The sequence below is a fragment of the Acetobacter ascendens genome, from assembly GCF_001766235.1.
Lineage (GTDB): Bacteria > Pseudomonadota > Alphaproteobacteria > Acetobacterales > Acetobacteraceae > Acetobacter > Acetobacter ascendens.
The window spans coordinates 1,683,818-1,704,966 of sequence record NZ_CP015164.1 but is presented as its reverse complement, the minus strand read 5'-3'; the positions used below and the strand labels follow the sequence as shown (position 1 = coordinate 1,704,966).

General features: G+C 53.3%; 16 protein-coding genes and 2 tRNA genes. 7 read left to right on the top strand and 11 right to left on the bottom strand.

The genetic code is table 11. The annotated features are described in order from the left end of the window. Nucleotides 1-255: 255 nt before the first annotated feature. The 3 genes from A4S02_RS08160 (at nt 256) to A4S02_RS08150 (ending at nt 2,928) form a co-directional block, all read left to right on the top strand. On the top strand, nt 256-1,707 hold the full coding sequence (locus tag A4S02_RS08160) for an aldehyde dehydrogenase family protein (protein WP_070323471.1): 1,452 nt from the start codon (nt 256-258) through the stop codon (nt 1,705-1,707). Nucleotides 1,708-1,899: 192 nt separating this feature from the next. Further along, a complete protein-coding gene (locus A4S02_RS08155; protein WP_070323470.1) occupies nt 1,900-2,661 on the top strand; it encodes a glucose 1-dehydrogenase in 762 nt (253 codons plus the stop codon). Between the two features lie 48 nt (nt 2,662-2,709). Beyond that, nucleotides 2,710-2,928 (top strand): hypothetical protein, encoded by a 219-nt coding sequence (locus A4S02_RS08150; protein WP_019089309.1) that lies wholly within the window; start codon nt 2,710-2,712, stop codon nt 2,926-2,928. Nucleotides 2,929-2,997: 69 nt separating this feature from the next. Here A4S02_RS08150 and A4S02_RS08145 read toward each other — a convergent pair whose 3' ends face one another. The 9 genes from A4S02_RS08145 to A4S02_RS08105 form a co-directional block, all read right to left on the bottom strand. Further along, entirely contained in the window at nt 2,998-3,468 is a 471-nt protein-coding gene (locus A4S02_RS08145) for a c-type cytochrome (protein WP_019089308.1), read from the bottom strand. A gap of 387 nt (nt 3,469-3,855) precedes the next feature. Beyond that, a tRNA-Phe gene (locus tag A4S02_RS08140) sits at nt 3,856-3,931 on the bottom strand. A gap of 55 nt (nt 3,932-3,986) precedes the next feature. Continuing rightward, complete coding sequence (locus A4S02_RS08135) at nt 3,987-4,172, bottom strand: DNA gyrase inhibitor YacG (protein ID WP_019089265.1); 186 nt, start codon at nt 4,170-4,172, stop codon at nt 3,987-3,989. Then, a complete protein-coding gene (locus A4S02_RS08130) occupies nt 4,169-5,254 on the bottom strand; it encodes a ribonuclease E/G (protein ID WP_070323469.1) in 1,086 nt (361 codons plus the stop codon). Before A4S02_RS08130 ends, A4S02_RS08135 begins: the two co-directional genes overlap by 4 nt. Continuing rightward, nucleotides 5,251-5,883, bottom strand: a complete 633-nt coding sequence (locus tag A4S02_RS08125; RefSeq protein ID WP_070323468.1) for a Maf family protein — start codon at nt 5,881-5,883, stop codon at nt 5,251-5,253. Before A4S02_RS08125 ends, A4S02_RS08130 begins: the two co-directional genes overlap by 4 nt. A gap of 4 nt (nt 5,884-5,887) precedes the next feature. Continuing rightward, nucleotides 5,888-6,106, bottom strand: a complete 219-nt coding sequence (gene infA / locus A4S02_RS08120) for a translation initiation factor IF-1 (RefSeq protein WP_003623225.1) — start codon at nt 6,104-6,106, stop codon at nt 5,888-5,890. A gap of 74 nt (nt 6,107-6,180) precedes the next feature. After that, the gene (hisD, locus tag A4S02_RS08115; RefSeq protein WP_070323467.1) at nt 6,181-7,494 is read right to left on the bottom strand and encodes a histidinol dehydrogenase; all 1,314 of its coding nucleotides are present in this window, start codon (nt 7,492-7,494) and stop codon (nt 6,181-6,183) included. A gap of 14 nt (nt 7,495-7,508) precedes the next feature. Continuing rightward, nucleotides 7,509-8,240 carry an ATP phosphoribosyltransferase gene (gene hisG / locus A4S02_RS08110; RefSeq protein WP_003623223.1) on the bottom strand — a complete coding sequence of 244 codons (732 nt, stop codon included), beginning with the start codon at nt 8,238-8,240 and terminating at the stop codon, nt 7,509-7,511. A gap of 175 nt (nt 8,241-8,415) precedes the next feature. Then, entirely contained in the window at nt 8,416-11,250 is a 2,835-nt protein-coding gene (locus A4S02_RS08105) for an Rne/Rng family ribonuclease (protein WP_456303816.1), read from the bottom strand. A gap of 491 nt (nt 11,251-11,741) precedes the next feature. Between A4S02_RS08105 and A4S02_RS08100 the strand changes: the two genes are divergently transcribed. After that, on the top strand, nt 11,742-12,641 hold the full coding sequence (locus A4S02_RS08100; RefSeq protein ID WP_070323465.1) for an N-acetylmuramoyl-L-alanine amidase family protein: 900 nt from the start codon (nt 11,742-11,744) through the stop codon (nt 12,639-12,641). Here A4S02_RS08100 and A4S02_RS08095 read toward each other — a convergent pair. Both A4S02_RS08095 and A4S02_RS08090 read right to left on the bottom strand, forming a co-directional pair. Further along, nucleotides 12,605-13,543, bottom strand: a complete 939-nt coding sequence (locus tag A4S02_RS08095) for a DMT family transporter (RefSeq protein WP_070323464.1) — start codon at nt 13,541-13,543, stop codon at nt 12,605-12,607. The genes A4S02_RS08100 and A4S02_RS08095 overlap by 37 nt on opposite strands. A 140-nt stretch (nt 13,544-13,683) precedes the next feature. Beyond that, nucleotides 13,684-13,770, bottom strand: a tRNA-Leu gene (locus A4S02_RS08090). Between the two features lie 181 nt (nt 13,771-13,951). On the opposite strand from A4S02_RS08090, the gene A4S02_RS08085 reads away from it, so the two are divergent. The 3 genes from A4S02_RS08085 (at nt 13,952) to gltB (ending at nt 21,104) form a co-directional block, all read left to right on the top strand. Next, entirely contained in the window at nt 13,952-14,905 is a 954-nt protein-coding gene (locus A4S02_RS08085; RefSeq protein WP_070323463.1) for a complex I NDUFA9 subunit family protein, read from the top strand. 194 nt (nt 14,906-15,099) lie between these two features. Beyond that, a complete protein-coding gene (locus A4S02_RS08080; RefSeq protein WP_070323462.1) occupies nt 15,100-16,548 on the top strand; it encodes an NAD(P)-dependent oxidoreductase in 1,449 nt (482 codons plus the stop codon). Then, a complete protein-coding gene (gltB, locus tag A4S02_RS08075) occupies nt 16,548-21,104 on the top strand; it encodes a glutamate synthase large subunit (RefSeq protein ID WP_070323461.1) in 4,557 nt (1,518 codons plus the stop codon). The genes A4S02_RS08080 and gltB overlap by 1 nt, the downstream gene beginning before the upstream one ends. Nucleotides 21,105-21,149 lie beyond the last annotated feature (45 nt).

Here is a 21,149-nt window from a genome sequence, read left to right as displayed (position 1 = left end):
GCATAAATCCTTTCTACGGCAGCCGGAGGTCGTATTTCAGATAACCGGCAAGAGTATAACGTAAAGCTGTTTTCACGATTACGCTTGATATTGCGCTGTGAATAACAAATGACAAGAAACATGTCACAGACAAGCAAGAAAGTCTCTGGCTACCCCCGTTTTTGGTAACGCATGGCTGTTATAACATGTTGGGGCGCGTTTGTCGTATTATCTTAAAATGCCCAACGCATCATGCGGTTACTGGAGGGAGATGAAATGAATTGTTTGGAAAATTCTGAAAGATTTTTTATCAATGGGCAGTGGGTTTCCCCTTCTGCGCAAGATCAAAAAGACATTATCAACCCAGCGACAGAAGAACCGTGTGGCCGTATTGCATTGGCACACGCGCAGGATGTGAATCGGGCTGTTGAGGCTGCCCATGCGGCATTTGAAGCATGGAGTGCCATAACACGTGCTGAACGGCTGGAGATTCTAGGCCGTATTCCGTCTATCTATCAGCGCAGAGCGGAAGAGATGTCGCAGGCAATCTCTCTGGAAATGGGTGCCCCTATCACCCTTGCGCGGGAAAGTCAGACACCAGCAGGCTTGGCACATATAGAAGAAACGCTAGATGCCTTGCGCCACTACCAGTTTGAGGAATGTGAGGATGGTATTCTCATCACTCATGAACCCATAGGTGTTGCCGGGCTGATTACGCCATGGAACTGGCCCATGAACCAGATAGCTTGCAAGGTTATGCCAGCTTTGGCTGCTGGATGCACTGTTGTGCTCAAACCCAGTGAAATTGCGCCGTTATCTGCCATTATATTTACAGAAATCCTGCACGAAGCAGGTGTTCCCGCTGGTGTATATAATATGGTGAATGGTGATGGCCCTGTAGCCGGAGAAGCCTTGGCCAGGCATCCGTTGGTGAATGTGATGTCTTTTACCGGATCAACACAGGCAGGTATTGCCGTGGCGCAGGCCGCAGCGCCTACTGTTAAACGTGTTTTGCAGGAACTGGGGGGCAAGTCTGCCAATATCATTTTCCCCGATACGGATTTTGCAGATGCAGTGGAACGGGGTGCTCAGGAGTGTTTCGGAAATTCAGGCCAATCCTGTGATGCACCAACCCGTATGTTGGTGCCGTATGATCTGATGGAAAAGACTATGGATATTGCAGCTAAAGTTGCGAATAGTCTGCGTGTGGGTGATCCGACAGATAGCATGACAGAGCTTGGCCCCGTTGTAAGTGCCTCCCAGTTTAATCGTATTCAGGCATTGATTGAAAAAGGTACAGCCCAAGGAGCCATTCTGGCTGCTGGCGGGGGAGGGCGCCCAGAAGGGCTAACACAAGGGTATTACGTGCGGCCTACCGTGTTTGGTCATGTTACATCGGATATGGTGATTGCTCAGGAAGAAATCTTTGGTCCAGTTTTGTCCATCATGGGATATGCGGATGAAGATGATGCCATCCGGCTGGCAAATAGCACTCCATATGGTTTGGCGGCATATGTGCAATCTGGCAGCATGGAGCGTGCGCGTCGGGTTGCACGTAAACTCCGGGCGGGAACAGTTACCCTTAATGGTGCAGCATGGACCGTAAAAGCTCCGTTTGGTGGGTATGGTTTATCTGGCAATGGCCGTGAATGCAGCCGTTTTGGAATTGCAGAGTTTTTGGAAACCAAAGCAATTGTTGGATACGGGGCAGACTCAAAAAAGCAGTAAATGGCTCGAAAAGAAACTATCATAGCCTCAAAACATTATGTTCAGGGCAGAAATTTGTCCCAATCTTTCGGTTGTTTTGCGATGCCCCAAAATACACATTTGCAAGAATTGATGCAGGTCATGGTTGGGATATCTGATTCAGGTTAGGATCAGCATGTAACGCAACATAAGGCGTAAGCAAGGGGTAGTATTATGGCACGTGTAGCAGGCAAGGTTGCCATTGTTTCTGGGGCCGCTAACGGTATCGGTAAGGCGACTGCACAGCTTTTGGCCAAGGAAGGCGCAAAAGTTGTTATTGGCGACTTGAAAGAAGAAGATGGGCAGAAAACCGTTGCAGAAATTAAGGCAGTAGGTGGTGAAGCCGCATTTGTCAAACTGAACGTAACAGATGAGGCTGCATGGAAGGCCGCTATTGAGCAGACGCTTAAGCTTTATGGGCGGCTGGATATCGCAGTTAACAATGCAGGTATTGCGTATTCTGGCAGTGTAGAAAGCACATCTCTGGAAGATTGGCGGCGCGTTCAGTCTATCAATCTGGATGGCGTGTTTTTGGGTACACAGGTGGCTATTGAGGCCATGAAGAAATCTGGCGGTGGCTCCATTGTCAATCTGTCATCCATTGAAGGACTGATTGGGGATCCAATGCTGGCCGCCTATAACGCCAGTAAAGGTGGGGTAAGGCTGTTTACAAAATCTGCGGCCCTACATTGTGCCAAATCTGGATACAAAATTCGGGTAAACTCAGTGCATCCTGGCTATATCTGGACACCTATGGTGGCCGGTTTAACTAAGGAAGATGCTGCTGCACGCCAAAAGCTGGTTGATCTGCACCCCATTGGCCATCTGGGTGAGCCAAATGATATTGCGTACGGCATTTTGTATCTTGCCTCTGATGAATCCAAGTTTGTCACAGGGAGTGAGCTGGTCATTGATGGTGGGTACACCGCACAATAAGCAGAGTGCAGATGGTAACTACGTGCAGGTGTAAAGGAGTGAAATTTTATGTCCGGTAAAAAGCACTTCTCTCCAAGGCGGGAGAAAAAACATGCAACACGTGAGGACCTGATTCTTGGCTTGCTTAACCAGTTTGGTTCTTCTGTAGAAACAGATCGGGATAAATATCTGGATCTGGTGTCTGAAATTGCAGAAGCAGTAGATGGACGCCGAAAAAGAGGCGGTAAGGCAGAAGTTACCGAAAGCCCCCCAGACGTTAGCGGCTAAATAATTTTAAAAATTAAAGAGAATTAAAAAGAGCCAGCCATTTCTGAGAATGACTGGCTCTTGGTTTATTTATGGCAGAGGATGAGCAGCGTTCAGCTTTTCACGCTCTTCCAGCACAACACCCGGTTGCAGGGTGGTAGCACGTTCCTTTTTAATATCGTCCGCCGTGAAGGTAGGCGTAGAAGCCGCGCCACTCAGGGAAGAAACATAGGTCAGCAGAGCAGCAATTTCTTCATCAGACATGGATGACATGGAAGGCATGTAACCCATGTAAGAACCGCCAGCAGCCTTCAGGCTACCAGCAAGACCGTTCAGCAGTACGTGTGTCACGTAGGTTTTGCCTTCAGGAGAAGCCGCAATTTTGTCAATGCGTCCTTTCAGGGGTGGAAACTGCCCTGGAACGCCATCGCCGCTGCTCTGGTGGCACATGGCGCAGTGCGTTGCATAAAGCTGCGCGCCATCTGCCGCTGCATGCGCCGCACCGGAAAAGCCTACGCCTCCGGTAAGAGCTGCTAGCAGAGCGAGAACGGTCTTTTTCATAAAATACTCCTGAAAACTGTTCGATAATGAAATGACTATACACGGATAACCTATCTTCTCAACCTAAGGAGGTTGAAAGAATACGCTTTCTTTATTTCGAACAATCAGGGCGGAAGAAAGGCTTTGCGGCTGCAAATAAGGGATGAAGTAGTGAGATAGCTGCGCAAAAAAGAGAGAACAGAGCGCATGAGGTAAAGCGCATTTTGCGTGAGCACATCTATTTTTCTAAATGGAATTGAGAGGATATTTTTGAAGGAACAGCTCTTTATTCCAGAGGTAATAAGTATGGAAATAAAGAATCGATCACGCCCGCATATAATAAGTACGGACCTAAAACCACAATTACATTAAATTTTTAAGGGAGGTTAGCAGTGTACTGCCATTTAATGGTGCCCAAGGGCGGGATCGAACCACCGACACTGCGATTTTCAGTCGCATGCTCTACCAACTGAGCTACTTGGGCACCGCAGCCTTGCGGCGTGAGAGAGCATGTATCTCACTCTCTGCTGGAGATCAAGTCACCTTTCGTCATTTCTTTCAGCTTTTTCATCATTTTCAATCGCAGCAGGTGCACCCGGAATACGATAGCCGCCAGAAAACCAACGGCCCAGATCCACATCTGCGCAGCGTTTTGAGCAAAAAGGGCGGAATTCTGCTTGTGCAGGTTTGCCACATACGGGGCATTTAGCTGGTTTAGAAGTCATGCGTCCTGAACCGTCCAGAAAAAATCAGGCAAAGCAGGATCAGCCTTTAGGGCCAAAGGTTTGCCGCGAAGTTGCACGCAGTCTGCCACAGCCTGCGGATCCTGCTCCAGTGCCCGAATAAGGGGAATACTACCACGTAAGATGGTTGCTGTAGGGGCTTCTGCCAAGATGGTTCGGAGTGCCCTAAGCGCATGCCCATGGGGAGAATTGAGAAGCTCTGGAAGGGAGGGGTGAATGCGCGGGCGCACAATTTCAATGAGCCCTAAGGCACTTATACCAAGGCAGCGTGGGCGAAGTGGGTCTGCCCGCAAAGCCGCTTGCACGACCTCTTGCAAAGCCTGACGTTTGCGCATGGCCATGCCTGCTGGGTCAATTACAATTGCTCCAGAAAGATTGCGCAGGCGAATTTGGTGCAAAAGCTCGGGCAGAGTATCTCGGTTTGCAGCAAATTGTGCGGTCTGTTTGAAGCGAGAACCCGCAACAGGTGGGGCGTCCATATCAATGGCAATCAGGGCAGGGGTTGGCGTAATGGTTGCCTGCATATTGCCGGGTAGCTCTACAGTGCTGTCTTCCAGTGCATGACATGCTGCCGTGATTTCTGGCGGCATGGGTGTAAACCCAGATTCGCGTCTTGAGCGTAAGGGTAGAGGCACAAGGGCTGCTGCCTGTGGAGTATCTACGACAATGGTTGCATGCGGCCACTGGCGGGCCAGACGCTCCAAAGGCGTTGGGCCAGGGGTTACAAGGCCAATACCCTTACCTTGTGCAGAAGGCTCTAGCATACGTACACGCACACCCTTGCCGCCTTGCGCAGCGCGCGAAACGCAAACCGTTATGCTTTGGCCTTCGGTAAGGTCCGATACGGCTTTCTGATCAGATAAAAAGCCTTGTAGACCTTGGCCTAAATCAACAAAAACACCGCCCATAAAGGCAGCTTGTGCCGCCACGCGGGCAACATAAATATTGCCAACAAGATCTGGGGCAGTTGGCCGCCAGAGTGCGTAATCCAGCAGCGCTTCATCTTGGGTAACGGCAAGGCGCATTTCACCCGGAAAGGTGGCAACGCGCAAATATTGAATCACGCTAGCCAGTGTCCGGGTTGCCCGCGTAAAAGCTGGGCTGTTTCAAATAGCGGTAAACCAATAACAGCCGAACTGCTGCCAGACAGAAAACGAATAAAGCCAGCGGCATGACCTTGCAGGGCATACCCGCCAGCTTTGCCTTCCCAGTCTCCTGCGTCCAACAGTGTATTGATCTGATGTGGTGTGAGGCGGTTAAATGTAACGGCTGTTTCTACCAGCCGTTCTGCTATTCTACCTTGAGACCAGTTGAGGCTAGGCATTACAGTAACTGATGTAATTACCGTATGCCGTCTGCCAGAAAGGCGTTCTAGACAGAATTGCGCTGTTTCGCGATTTTCGGCTTTTGGCAGAATACGCCGCCCTAGCGTGACCACTGTATCTGCTGCAAGAATTAATGCAGGTTCGGTAACACTACTGGCAACAGCCCGTGCTTTTTCCAACGCCATACGGCGGGCATAGGTGCGGGGAAGTTCGTTTTTCGCGGGCGTTTCGTCAATATCAGCCGGAACAATGCGGTCAGGCACTACGCCAATCTGGCGTAGCAGATATACCCGCCGGGGCGAAGCAGATGCCAGTACAAGGAGAGGTGTCTCTCCTTTAACGGAGTTCTGCTGGCCGGAAACTGTCACGGCTTTATTTGAAGCGGAACGTAATGCGACCTTTGGAAAGGTCGTAAGGTGTCATTTCAACATTCACGCGGTCACCCGCCAGAACGCGAATACGGTTCTTACGCATTTTGCCGCTGGTGTGCGCCAGAATAACGTGTTCATTGTCCAGCTTTACGCGGAACATGGCATTAGGCAGCAGTTCAGTTACCGTGCCGCTAAATTCAATCATGTCTTCTTTAGACATTGCATCCTTCGTATGTTTCAGAGCCGTTAAAGGTCAATCTTGGTGAGCAGATATGGGTGAGCGGCAGCCTATGGTCAAGTATTAGGTGTTGAGGCTGCCAGAACATCCAGCCTAGCGGAAACGCTAAGTGCGTGGGCTTCCAGCCCTTCGGCCTGAGCCAACGCCACAGCGGCAGGGCCAATCTGGCGGAGGGCGTCCGGCCCGCCGGATAGGAACGTTGTGCGCTTCATGAAGTCAAAAACAGACAGGCCAGAAGCAAAACGTGCTGTGCGCGAAGTTGGCAGCACATGGTTGGGGCCACCTACGTAATCCCCAATAGCTTCTGGGCAGAAACGGCCCAGAAAAGCAGCCCCGGCATGGCGCACATGGGCAAACAGGCTTTCCGGATCATCCACCATAAGCTCAAGATGCTCAGGGGCCAGACGGTTTGCTAGTTCCACAGCTTCCTGCATATCGCGGCAGATCAGAACGGCACCGTTACGGGCCCAGCTTGCTCCAGCAATAGCTGCGCGGGAGAGCACGCGTAGTTCTGCTTCCACAGCCTGAATAACGGTGTCTGCAAACGCAGCATCTGGTGTGATTAGCGTAGCCTGCGCACATTCGTCGTGCTCAGCCTGTGCCAGTAGATCCAGAGCAATCAGGCGCGGATTCGTATTCGAATCGGCAATCACCACCACATCAGATGGGCCAGCAATGCTATCTATGCCCACATATCCAAAAACCTGACGCTTGGCTTCGGCCACATAGGCGTTGCCCGGGCCAACAATACGGTCAACCGGGCGGATGGTTTGTGTGCCGTAAGCCATGGCGCCCACGGCTTGCGCGCCACCAACACGATAGATTTCTGTTACACCTGCTCGATGCGCTGCGGCCAGCACCAGTGGGTTAATCACCCCATCAGGAGTTGGCACGCACATGGCCAAACGCCTTACTCCAGCAACCTTGGCTGGAATGGCGTTCATCAACACGGAAGAGGGATATGCCGCTTTACCACCGGGCACATACAGGCCGACTGCATCCAGCGGAATCCACCGCATCCCCAGTGTCATGCCCACATCATCTGTGTAACGGATATCAGAAGGTAGCTGGTTTTTATGGAAGGACTCGATACGCTGTGCCGCAACATCCAGCGCTTCCAGCAGTTCCGGGCTTACTTTTGCGCGTGCTTGCTCAACTTCCTGTGCCGTAAAGGCAAGCTGTTGAGCGGTAAGGGGCAGGCGGTCAAAGCGTTCCGTAAAAGCACAAAGTGCGGCATCGCCCTCTTTGCGCACGGCAGCCAGAATATCTGCAACCGGTTTATGAACTTCCTGCCCTTGTTCCTCACGGTTGGAAAGAAGAGTAGTAAAGGCGGTTTCAAAATTCGGTTCGCGCGTATCAAGCCGTTTCATAGAATGCGTCTGCCTTACACATTTTCCGCAACGGGCGAAGATGCTGCAAGCGCCGTGCGAAAGCGGGAGAGAATGCGGTCAATCTGTTCTGGACGGGTTTTCAGCGCTGTGCGGTTAACAATAACGCGGCTGGTAACCTGAGCGATGGTTTCCACTTCCTTCAGGCCGTTGGCTTTCAGGGTGGAACCCGTATCCACCAAATCCACAATCAAACGAGAAAGCCCAAGCATGGGGGCTAGTTCCATGGCGCCGTGCAAATGCACGATGGTGGCGTTAATGCCGCGCGCTGCAAAAAAGCGGCGTGTGATAGCAGGGTATTTGGTAGCTACCCGCACTTCAGACCAGCGCTTCCATTCCTGCGGATCATGGGGAAGGTGAGCGGGCTGCGCGACAGAAATGCGGCATGCGCCAATACCCAGATCAAGCGGGGCATAAATTTCTGGGTAATCGAATTCCATCAGCACATCAGCGCCGCAAACGCCAACCTGAGCACCACCGCTGGCTACAAAGGTTGCAACGTCAAACGAGCGCACGCGCACCACATCAACTTGTGGGTCCTGCGTAGGAAAGCGCAGTTTGCGGCTATCTCCGCCCAGACATTCCGGGGCAGGGGCCATACCTGTGCCAGACATAAGGGGTGACACAGCTTTGAGGATACGGCCTTTGGGGAGAGCCAGAACAATGCGCCCGTTATCTTCCGTGCCGAAAGATGTTTCGGTCTGATGGGCAGGGCGGGGATGGTTCATGAAAACTCCGGCGGAGGCAAGGCGTGTCAAATTAGGCCTGCACTCCTACCACAAGGCGCAGCAGAAGAAAAATATGTAGTGGCCACATCTGTCATCAGTTTGCTTCTGGCAGATATGGCCACCCACCAGATCTAAAGGGGAAGGCCCTTTAAATCTGGCAGAGGCATGGTGTGATTTACTTTTTCCACCAACCGGTACGCCTGCGTGTGGCCGGTGGGCTATCTTCGATCACGATAGGCTGAACTACGGCTTCTTCCTTATCAGAAGTTTCGGTTGCAGCCTCTTTTGGTGCAGGAGCAGATGTTACTTCGCTTCCGCTGGCAGCTTCCGTAGCGGGTGCGGCTTCTGCCTTTTTACGCGTGGTGCGCCGACGAGTTGTTTTCTTCGGCTTTTCTTCAGCAGTTTCCGCTGTGGAAGCTTCAGCCGTTTCTGCAGTTTCATCCTTTACCGCTGTTTTGCGGCGGGGTGCACGGCGGCGTACAGGCTTTTTAGGGGCTTCTGCTTCCGCTGGGGCAGCTTCGGCTGCCGGTGCCGCTACAGATGCTTCAGTCTGTTCGGCATTTTCTTCTGCTGCGGGTTCTGCCTTTTTCCGTGTACGGCGACGGCGTGGTTTAGGCGCTTCTTCCGTTTTTTCAGGCTCTTCCACTGCAGCAGCAACAGGCTGAGGCGCAATCTCTTCTGTTTTTGCCGGTTCAACAGGCACGCTTGCAGTTTCTTCCTGTACGTCTGCTGCTTTGGACGCCGGTGTTACTTCGGTAGTCTGTTGGCGCGCAGTGTTTTCCAGTAGCTCGAAAATATCCGGCGCACCGCCAAATGGGTTGGCCGGTGTTGGACCTTCCCATGCTGGCATATTGGGCCGTGGTGCAGGGCCTTCTTCAATATCTACGTGGATTTCTGTGCGTGTTTCAGCCGGTTTGCGCACGCGTGAGCGGCGGGTTCTACGCCGGCCTGGTACCAGATTGGTTTCTGTTTCAGGGGCAGGTTCTGCTGCATTTTCAGAGGCAACAATTGAGGCAGCCTCACCAGATTCTGGCGTTTCTGTATCAGACTGTGCCTGTGTTTCAGGAACCTGATTGGTATCTTGATCACTCCGCCGACGGCGACGACGCCGACGGCGACGGCGTGGTTCATCAGAATTATCGACAGTTTCTTGAATAGCAGAGGCTTCCGCAGCCGGAATTTCTGGTACGGCAGCAACAACTTCATCAGCCACAATGTTTTCAACCGGCGGCAATGGCGGCTGAATCCGTGGTGGACGTGCGTGCTGGCGGCGTTCGATCCGAACTTCCGGAGCTGGCAACGTATTGTCTGCGGCAAACAGCACTTCCATCTGGTGGCGCTGTTCAATCTGGGTCAGCCAATCCCGCTTGTTGTTCAGGATATAGAAAGCAATATCCGCAGCAACATGCACGGTAATGGCCGAAGACCGACGGCGTGCCCCTTCTTCTTCCACTGCGCGCAGAACATGCAGGGCGGAGCTTTCAATGCTGCGCATCATGCCTGTGCCATTACAGTGCGGGCAGGGCATGAAAGCGGCTTCTGCCACAGATGGCCGGAGCCGCTGGCGTGACATTTCCAGCAACCCGAAGTGGGAAATGGAGCCGATCTGGATACGTGCCCGATCATGCCGCAGGGCATCTTTCAGGCGGCGTTCGATCATGGAATTGTGACGGCGAGCCTCCATATCAATGAAGTCGATCACAATCAGACCGGCCAGATCGCGCAGGCGCAACTGGCGCGCTACTTCATCAGCGGCTTCCTGATTAGTGCGGAAGGCTGTTTCTTCAATATTACGCTGGCTGGTGGCTTTGCCGGAATTTACGTCAATGGCAACCAAGGCTTCTGTCTGGTTGATAACCAAATAACCGCCGGAGCGCAGAGACACCACGGGGGAGAACATGGCATCCAGATGCCCTTCCACGTGGTAGTGTGTGAACAAGGGCTGGTTTTCCTTGTTCCACAGTCGGACTTTTTCTGCGTGCTGAGGCATCAGCATCCGCATGAAGTCACGCGCGGCCTTCCAGCCATTTTCTCCATCTACCACAATTTCGCTGATTTCGCGGGTGTAAACATCGCGGATAGCACGTTTCACCAAGCTCGCTTCTTCATAGATCAGCGCAGGCGCAACAGATTGAAGCGTATGCTCGCGGATATCATCCCACAGATGGAGCAGGTATTCGCAGTCCCGTGTAATTTCCGGGCCGGGGCGTTGGGCGCCTGCTGTGCGCACAATCATGGCCATGCCACGTGGCAGGTTGAGATCGGAAACAATATCCCGCAGGCGGCGGCGGTCCGCCACAGATGTAATCTTGCGTGAAACGCCACCACCGCGCAGGGCATTTGGCATAAGCACACAATAGCGGCCAGCCAGAGAAACATAGGTGGTCAGGGCTGCGCCCTTATTACCACGCTCTTCCTTAACTACTTGCACCAGCAGCACCTGCCGGCGGCGGATAACTTCCTGAATGCGATAGTTGCGCAGGAATCGGGCAATACGTTTTTGAATAAGGGCTTCTTCACCCGTATCTGTTTCGCCACCTACATAATCAGGCGCATCCTGCTTGTTGGCAGAACGTTCTTCCCGTTCAGAACCTTCCTCTTCTTCATTCTGGGCGGAAGAAGCGGCAGTGTCTTGCTCTGCGTCAGATGCCTGCGTTTCTGCGGTGTCTGGCGCGTCTTCTTCTTCATCAGAGCCGTTTTCGCTGTTTTCCAGCAAAGCTTCTTCTTCAGCCTGAAGAGCCAGCAGCTTTTCACGGTCAGAAACCGGGATCTGGTAGTAATCCGGATGAATTTCGCTAAAAGCCAGAAAGCCGTGGCGGTTGCCGCCATATTCTACAAAAGCGGCCTGCAAGCTTGGCTCTACGCGAACAACGCGGGCAAGGTAGATGTTTCCTTTAAGCTGCTTTTTTGCAGCAGATTCAACATCGTAATCTTCAAGCCGATTTCCGTCCATCACAACAACACGCGTTTCTTCCGCGTGTGTCGCGTCGATCAGCATACGCTTTGACATAAAAAGAAAAACTCCGGTGCGCCGGTGGCCAGCCTGTGTGGTGCTGCCGTGTAAATGGCATGGCACGACGGAGCAGGGGCTCTTCCGGCGGATATAAACAGGCATGCGATAAAAATTGGAAGGCGTACAAAGTTTCCACAGCTGCCCCTGTATCAGCATCCTTCAGGCACGGTACGGCCTGTGGTCTGGCTGTTTTCAGCAAAGGGGTGGGGCGGGCGATGGTCATGTATCCTTCAGTCAGTGTTTTCTGCCCCTGATCTTTATGCGTGCGGGCGCGGTGTTATGTAACCGGCGGCCCCCGTTCACGGCATGGACGGAGCGGAAAAAGCGCATGACGGGCATTTCTACCCTTGTGCCACGCTGTGTGAACATGGCTCAAATAACCATAAATCGCAAGCCATTCGTAACAAACACTGTTTTAGGGTGCCGATATACCTTTTTTCTGTCATTTTCAGTGCACGCTTTGGCATAAAGTAAACAGGAGCACTTTAATGGCTTTTCAGGCAGACAAGATGGACGGCAAAACTGTTGCTTCTGCAACGGTGCGGAAGAGTATAACACGCCGTTCCGGGCTGCTGTATTTAGGCGGTGGCGGGCTGATTGCTACAGTAGCATCTACAGATGTTTGGGCTGCAAATAAGCAAGTAACGGCGCATAAACTGGCAGCTCCGGCTATTGTTGGTAAAGCACGGCCAGCAGCCCCTCTTGTTATGCTAGACCCAGGACATGGGGGCAAAGATCCTGGAGCCATTGGGTATACCGGCACATATGAAAAGCATGTAGCGGAAGCTGCCGCGCAGGAGCTTAGGCGGCAATTGTTGGCAACAGGGCGCTACCGTGTAGCCATGACGCGTGCCGGAGACCATTTTGTGCCGCTGGATGGACGGGTAGAACTGGCACAGCAGCATGGGGCTTCGCTTTTTATTTCCATGCATGCAGATGCTTTGCACAGCCCGCAGGTGCGCGGCGCAAGTGTTTACACTCATTCGCACGGTGCATCAGATAGCCAGACGGCAGATTTGGCTAAAACCGAAAACAGTGCAGATAGATGTGGTGGGCCAATGGTGCACAGTGCATCACCAGAGGTGCAGCAGATTCTCGCCAGTTTGGTCACCGAGGAAACTCGTAAAGGCTCGGCCCACATGGCGCAGGCTGTGGTGTCGGCGTTTAATTCTCGGGTATTGTTGTTGCCGCACCCGCATAGGCATGCGGCTTTTGCGGTGTTGAAATCTGCCCAGATTCCTTCTGTTCTGGTTGAAATGGGCTTTATGTCAAACCGGATGGATGAGGCTGCGTTGCGTCAGGCAGGCCACCGGGCCATGGTGGCCGGGGCCATGCGAGACGCCGTTAATCGTTATTTTGCATCAGCCGGGGTGGGGCTTGCGGGCTGAAGGCGCGCCTGCTTACGAGCAAGACGGCGTTGCTTAAGGATCAGCAGGTGCTTGCGGAACCAATCCAGCATGCCGGATAGTGTAACAACGGTTACGCCAATGATTGTCCATTTATCCAACGGTTCGTGGAACAGCGTATAACTGAACAACACAGCCCAAACCATTTGGGTGTATTGAGGCAACGCTACGCGGCTGGCGGGGGTGAGGGTGGCGGCCAGCATGATAAGCAATTGGCCGAGAGCAGCTAGAAACCCATAGCCAAACAGATTTCCCCAATCAGCAACCGTATCGGGCCATGTAAAGTTGGGAAGGGCCAGAAGGCCATCCCCTAATAGTGGTCCGGCAAGGCTGGAGCCAAGAACCCCCAACTTTGTTGTGCCCGTACCAGCTACCCGGTAAGCGATAACATTTACAGCGCTGGCAATGGCAGCGGCTAATGCGCAGGCATGTCCAAAATGGAGTGGCCGCACGCCGGGGCGCAGTACAATCAGAACTCCCAGAAACCCGATTGCCACGGCAACCCAGCCCCAAGGAGACACTTTTTCCTTAAGGGCCACCACAGAAAGAATGGTAGCAATAAAAGGCATTAGGAACATCAGCGAGAGCGCTTCTGGCATAGACAGAAGCATGAAGGATTCTACGCTGGCGGCTGTGGCAATAAATGTTGCGATAGCCCGAATCCACCACATGTCCGGTTTTTGAATGGGCAGAATGTTCAGCCATGATTGCCCGCGTGTTTTAACAAACGGGACCAGCAGCAACCCAAAAACGCCACCAGAAAAGGCGACCTCAAATGGGTTGAGCCTGCCGGTAAGCAGTTTGGAAAAAGCATCACTTATGGAGAAAGCTGCAAACCCCAATAAAGACAGCAGCAGGCCCTTGGTGGGCGGGCTAAGTTTCATGTGTTTTGCTCTGCCTAATGGCGCGTAAGTGAAAAGAATAAAGAGGTGTCATAAACAGCCCGAAGGCTGAATTGAACACTCAATTCTTTATATTTACCATTTAGGGAGAAGAAAATATCATATAAGCTATATATGATATTTGGTGCCCAGAAGAAGACTCGAACTTCCACGACCTTGCGGCCACAGGTACCTGAAACCTGCGCGTCTACCAATTCCGCCATCTGGGCTCAAATGGCAACCAGGAGTGTTCCCGGCTGGTGAAGAGCCGTTTACCCCGCTGTGGTGGGGGCGTCAACAGGGAAAATGATTTTTCTGACAGATTTGTGTCATTTGCCTGTCTGGCGTGGGCGAGGGGAATAGCACACAGTGCACAAAACACTGGCTAAACGTGGAAAATGAGGGTGACTTATGGGTGCGCGTAAAATTGCAACCGTATTGGGTGGCGGCGGGTTTGTAGGGCGTTATGTGGTGCAAAATCTGGCGCGGGCTGGATATGAGGTGCGCGTTGCCAGCCGTCGGCCAGATTTAACTGCGCGTTCACACGCATTGGGGCGTGTTGGGCAAATTGCACCTTTTTATGCATCTGTTTTGGATGATGCTTCCGTGGCTTGCGCGGTACAGGGGGCGGATGTGGTCATCAACCTTGTGGCTGTCTTGTCTTCAGTAAAGCGGCAAACACTACAGGCTATTAATGTAGAAGGTGCGGGGCGTGTAGCCCGCATAGCCGCAGAAGTAAAAGTGCCTGTGTTTGTACAAATGTCAGCGCTTGGGGCTTCAGAAACAGCTCTTTCGGCTTATGGCAAAAGCCGCGCAGCGGGTGAAAAGGCCGTGCGCCGATATCGGCCTGACGCTGTGATCATACGGCCTTCTGTTATTTTTGGGCCAGACGATCATTTCTTTAATATGTTTGCTGGTCTTGCGCGGTATTTGCCGTGCTTGCCGGTTTACGGTGCGCAATCGCGCCTACAGCCCGTGTATGTGGCAGATGTGGCGCAGGCGGTATTCATGGCTGCGCAATCTCCGGCTTTTGCGGGGAAGGAGCTTTTGTTAGGTGGTCCGCAGGAAATGACCATGCTGGATATTGCTCGATTTGTGTTGCGCGTAACGCAGCGGCATAAGCCCATTTTTATTGTGCCGTCAGTGCTGGCAAAGTTGCAGGCTATGGTTTTAGAGCGACTGCCAGGGCATTTTCTTACGCAGGACCAACTGCGCATGCTGGCAACCGATAATGTAGTGCCGGCAGGAAAGTCCGGTTTTGAGGCATTGAATATAGTGCCGCAAAGCGTTGCGGCTATTGTGCCGACTTATTTGGCGCGGTTTAGGGTTGGTGGAGCCCAAAAAGACATATCCATTCCTGCATAATAGGTTAAGGCCAAAAAGGTCCGAAAAAATACCTTTTTATCTGACCGCTTGGATGAATTTTGGTTTCGGCATGACGAAAAATATAAAAAGGTAAGCATTGCTGTCTTTTTATATTTACGGAGAAGAAGCATGTTAGCCCCAGCAAAGTTTAGGGGCGGAGTCTGTCTGGCGCGCCCTTTCTCCGGGGATGCCACATGACGACCAAGATGCTTAAATTTGTCTCTGTGCCGCAAAAGCAGCCAGACAAGCGCGCGGCTACGGCGCGGCGGACAGATTTTGATGAAATTTATAAGGACTTCGCAACACCAGAAGCCACCGAACAGGCCAGCCGGTGTTCGCAGTGCGGTGTGCCGTTCTGTTCGGTCCATTGCCCGCTCGGCAACAATATTCCTGATTGGCTGATGCTCACGGCACAGGGGCGGTTGGAAGAAGCCTATGGCGTTTCCTCCGCCACCAATACCTTTCCAGAAATCTGTGGTCGTATTTGCCCACAGGATAGGCTGTGTGAAGGTAACTGCGTTATCGAGCCGGGTTTCGAAAGTGTGACCATTGGCGCTGTAGAGCGCTACATTACCGATACCGCGTTTGAAAAAGGCTGGGTTAAACCTGTTAGCCCGGTGCTGGAGCGCAGCCAATCTGTTGCCATTATTGGTGCGGGCCCGGCTGGCTTGGCAGCGGCAGATCAGTTGCGTGCACAAGGTTATAAAGTGCATGTATATGATCGGTATGATCGGGTAGGCGGTCTGCTGGTTTACGGTATTCCTGGCTTTAAGCTGGAAAAACATATTGTGGCGCGCCGCCATCAGTTGCTGGAAGAAGGTGGCGTGGTCTTTCATCTCGGCCAAGGCATTGGCGATGGTGAAGGCGAACTGTCTTTTGCAGATTTACGTAGCCGCCATGATGTCGTTTTGATTGCAACAGGCGTTTACAAATCGCGTGAAATCGGTGGCCCCGGCGTTGGGCTGGCAGGTATTGAAAAGGCGCTGGATTACCTTACGGCTTCTAACCGGCGTTCCTTGGGGGATACCTTGCCGCCAGAAGCTCAGGCATTGGATGCAGCGGGCAAAAACGTGGTAGTTCTGGGCGGTGGTGATACCGCAATGGACTGCGTGCGTACGGCTATTCGCCAAGGCGCAAAATCCGTGAAATGTGTGTATCGGCGCGATAAAGCCAACATGCCCGGTTCTGCCCGCGAAGTAAAAAATGCGGAAGAAGAAGGCGTGCAGTTTGAATGGCTGGCAGCCCCCGAAGCATTTTTGGGCGAAGGTCATGTTTCTGCCGTGCGTGCCGTGCGGATGAAGTTGGGCCTACCAGATGCTACGGGCCGCCAGTCGGTCGAGCCGTTGGAGGGGTCTTCTTTCACGCTGGATGCTGATTTGGTTATCAAGGCTCTTGGGTTTGATCCGGAACCTTTGCCGCAACTGTGGGGGCAGAAGGATCTGGCCGTATCTCGCTGGGGTACGCTCAAGGTTGGTCAGAAAGATTTCATGACATCTCTGCCGGGCGTGTTCGCCGCAGGGGACATTGTGCGTGGGGCCAGTCTGGTTGTGTGGGCCATTCGTGATGGGCGCGATGCAGCCGCCTGCATGCACACATGGATTCAGGAAAATATAATGGCTACCGCCAAGGCGGAGCAGGGCTAATGGATATGGAACAGTTTCCCAACACCGTTTCCGCTGAAAGTGGCGAGGAATTTCTGAAAGCGTGGGATTCCAACGTGGCCGCGCTGGATGGGCTGTATGATCCCGCTGATGAGCGCGATTCCTGCGGTGTGGGCCTTGTGGCCGCACTGGATGGCAAGCGCCGGCGTGAGGTGGTTGAAGCCGGTATTGCCGCGCTGAAAGCTATCTGGCACCGCGGCGCTGTGGATGCCGATGGTAAAACAGGTGATGGCGCAGGTATCCATGTAGAAATTCCGCAGGAATTTTTTGCAGATGCCATCACCAGCACGGGTGATCGCCCAGACGAAAGCCGGATTGCGGTGGGGCAGGTGTTTCTACCCAAAACCGATTTGGCTGCGCAGGAACAGTGCCGCCAGATTATCGAAACCCAGATTCTGGCGTTTGGATACGGCATTTATGGCTGGCGTCAGGTGCCGATTGATACCTCCTGCATTGGTGAAAAAGCCAACGCAACGCGCCCGGAAATTGAGCAGATCCTTATCCGCAATCTTCCCAACAAGGGGGAAGAGGAATTTGAGCGTGATCTGTATGTGATCCGTCGCCGGATAGAAAAAGCAGCCATTGCCGCGCAGGTTGATCTGTATATCTGCTCGCTATCATGCCGGTCTGTTATTTATAAAGGTATGTTCCTTGCCGAGCATCTGACAGAGTTTTACCCAGATCTGCTGGATGAACGCTTTGTCAGCCGCTTTGCTATTTATCACCAGCGCTACTCCACTAACACCTTCCCAACATGGAAGCTGGCACAGCCATTCCGTCGCCTTGCGCATAATGGTGAAATCAACACCATTTCAGGCAACATCAACTGGATGAAAAGTCATGAAACACGGCTTTCTCACCCAGATCTTGATCCGTGGATGGCAGATATCAAGCCGCTGGTGCAGGCTGGTGGGTCCGATACCGCAACTCTGGATAATGTTTACGAACTGCTGACTTTTGCAGGGCGTGATGCCCCATTTGCTAAGGCGCTGATGATCCCGGCAAGCGTGAGTGGCAATTCCTCCATGAAGCCCGCGCACCGTGACATGTTCACGTATTGCAACGCAGTCATGGAACCGTGGGATGGCCCCGCAGCACTCTGCGCTACAGATGGCCGCTGGGTTGTGGCCGGGTTGGATCGTTCCGGCCTGCGCCCGCTGCGCTATACGGTCACAACTGATAATCTGCTGATTGTCGGCTCTGAAACCGGCATGGTGCGCGTGCCTGAAAACGCTATTGTCAGCCGTGGCCGCCTTGGACCGGGTGAGATGATCGGCGTCGATCTTCAGGAAGCCAAGCTGTACGGTAATACCGAACTGCTTGATCTGCTTGCTGCACGGCAGGATTTTTCCAGTTGGATTAAACGCACCCAGAAAATTGGCCATATCGTCCGTTCGGATGTGACGGAGCCAGTTTATTATGAAGGTGAAGAACTGCGCCGCCGCCAGTTGGCTGTGGGCAGCACGCTGGAAGAACTGGAAGCTATTCTGCATCCGATGGTATCTACCGCCAGTGAAGCCATTGGCTCCATGGGTGATGATACGCCGTTGGCTGTGCTTTCTCCGCGTTATCGTGGGTTGGCGCACTATTTCCGGCAGATGTTCAGCCAGGTTACCAACCCGCCAATCGATTCTCTGCGCGAATCCCGCGTAATGAGTCTGACAACGCGGTTGGGAAATCTGGGTAATATTCTGGATCAGTCGCCCGAACAATGTGACATGCTCCAACTGCCTAGCCCGGTGCTGACATCTGGTGAGTATGAAGGGCTGCGTAATTTCACTGGTGCGTCTGGTTGCGTGATTGACTGCACATTCTCCTCCAAGGATGGGGAAGCAGGTCTGCGTGAAGCCATTGCCCGTATCCGGCGTGAGGCAGAAGAAGGTGTGCGCGGTGGGTGCACCCACGTGTTCCTGACGGATGAAGATCAGTCTGCCGAACGTGCATCTATCCCCATGATTTTGGCGACAGGTGCTGTGCATACGCATCTGGTGCGCACATCCTTGCGCACATTTACGTCTCTGAACGTGCGTACAGCTACGGCGCTGGATGTGCACGCCATTGCGGTAACAATTGGCGTGGGCGCCACCACGGTTAACCCCTATCTGGCGCAGGAAAGCATTGCAGACCGGCATCGCCGTGGTCTGTTTGGGCAGATGAGCCTGCGTGAGTGCATGGAACGCTACCGTAAAGCGGTGGATAAAGGCCTGCTCAAGATCATGTCTAAGATGGGTATTTCCATCGTGGCATCTTATCGTGGCGGCTGTAATTTTGAGGCGGTGGGCCTTTCCCGCGCGCTTACGGCAGAATTCTTCCCGGGCATGCCTTCGCGTATTTCTGGTATTGGGCTTTCCGGTATTGCGCGCAACGTGCTGCAACTGCACGAACGTGCATGGGCTGCAACCAATGCGCTCACTCTGCCGGTGGGTGGCCTTTACAAGCTGCGCCGGAGTGGGGAGCAGCACGCTTTTGATGGCGGCCTTATCCATATGTTGCAAACAGCAGTGGCCACTGGCAGCTTTACCATCTACCAGCGCTATGCAGATGCCGTACATGCTCAGCCGCCTGTAGCCCTGCGTGATCTGCTGGACTTCCGTGATGGGCGCACGCCTATTCCGGTAGAAGAAGTGGAAAGTATTACGCAACTGCGTAAACGCCTGATTTCTCCGGCAATTTCCCTGGGTGCGCTCAGCCCGGAAGCGCATGAAACGCTTTCCATCGCGATGAACCGCATTGGTGCAAAATCCGATTCTGGTGAGGGTGGGGAAGATCCGGCACGCGCCAAGCCACGCCCGAATGGGGATAACGCATCTTCCGCCATCAAACAGGTGGCATCTGGCCGCTTTGGTGTAACGGCGCAGTATCTGAATGATTGCCGTGAGTTGGAAATCAAGGTGGCACAGGGTGCCAAACCGGGTGAAGGTGGGCAGCTTCCGGGCTTTAAGGTCACGGAGCTAATTGCCAAGCTGCGCCATGCCACACCGGGTGTGACGCTGATTTCTCCGCCACCGCACCATGATATCTATTCGATCGAAGATCTGGCGCAGCTGATTTACGATCTGAAGCAGATTAACCCGGAAGCAACGGTTACCGTTAAGCTGGTGGCACGTTCTGGTATTGGCACCATTGCCGCTGGTGTGGCCAAGGCAAAAGCTGATGCCATTCTGATTTCCGGCCACTGTGGTGGCACAGGCGCAAGTCCGCTAAGCTCCATTAAATATGCGGGCTTGCCGTGGGAGCTTGGGCTGGCAGAAACACATCAGGTGCTTATGCTTAACCGCCTGCGCCATCGTGTGCGTTTGCGGGCCGATGGTGGCATCAAAACCGGGCGTGATGTGGTGATAGCCGCCATGCTTGGGGCTGAGGAATTTGGTATTGGCACGGCTAGCCTTGTGGCCATGGGCTGCATTATGGTGCGCCAGTGCCATTCCAACACCTGCCCGGTGGGCGTGTGTTCGCAGGACCCCAAAATGCGTGCCAAATTTGAAGGTACGCCAGAAAAGGTCATCAACCTGTTCTCCTTCATTGCAGAGGATGTGCGGAATATTCTGGCTTCGCTGGGCTTCCGCTCTCTGGATGAAATTATCGGGCGCACGGATCTGCTGCGGCAGGTTTCCCGCGGGGATGATTATCTGGATGATCTGGATCTGAACTCTCTGCTGTCTCAGGCAGATCCGGGGCCGTTTGCGCGCTACTGCACTCTGGATGGCCGGAATGAAGTGCCCGATACGCTGGATGCGCAGATGATTGGCGATGCTAAGCCGCTGTTCGATCATGGTGAAAAAATGCAGCTGCACTACAATGTGCAGAACACCCAGCGCGCCATTGGCACGCGCATTTCCTCTTTGATCGTGCGTCAGTTTGGCATGAAAACATTGGCACCGGGGCATCTTACAGTGCGCCTGCGTGGTTCTGCCGGTCAGTCTCTGGGGGCGTTTGCCGTGCAGGGGCTCAAGCTGGAAGTGCTGGGCGATGCCAACGATTACGTGGGTAAAGGGCTTTCTGGCGCAACCATTACGGTGCGTCCTTCTCCGTCCTCCACGTTGGTATCTAACAAGAACGCCATTATCGGTAACACGGTTCTGTATGGGGCCACTGCGGGTGAACTATATGCCGCAGGGCAGGCGGGTGAACGCTTTGCCGTGCGTAACTCTGGCGCAACCGCAGTTGTAGAAGGCTGTGGGTCTAACGGGTGTGAATACATGACTGGCGGCACCGTAGTGGTGCTGGATGATGTGGGTGATAACTTTGGCGCGGGCTTTACCGGCGGCATGGCCTTTGTGCTGGACAAGAGCAATGTGTTTGATAGCCGGGTAAACCCCGAATCCTTGCTATGGGTGCGCGTAACTGAACCTAAATGGGAACAGATGCTGCGCGGCCTTGTTGAACGGCATGTGGAAGAAACAGGTTCTGCTTATGCCAGCATGTTGCTGCATAAATGGGATGAGGTTCTGCCGCACTTCTGGCACGTTGTTCCCAAGGATTACGCCCGTATTATCGGCTTTACGGTGCCGGAGCAGCAGCTAGAAAAAACAGCCTGAACCATAAGGCTGATTGCAAGCTGACAGAAGCAGATGGGCGGAGGG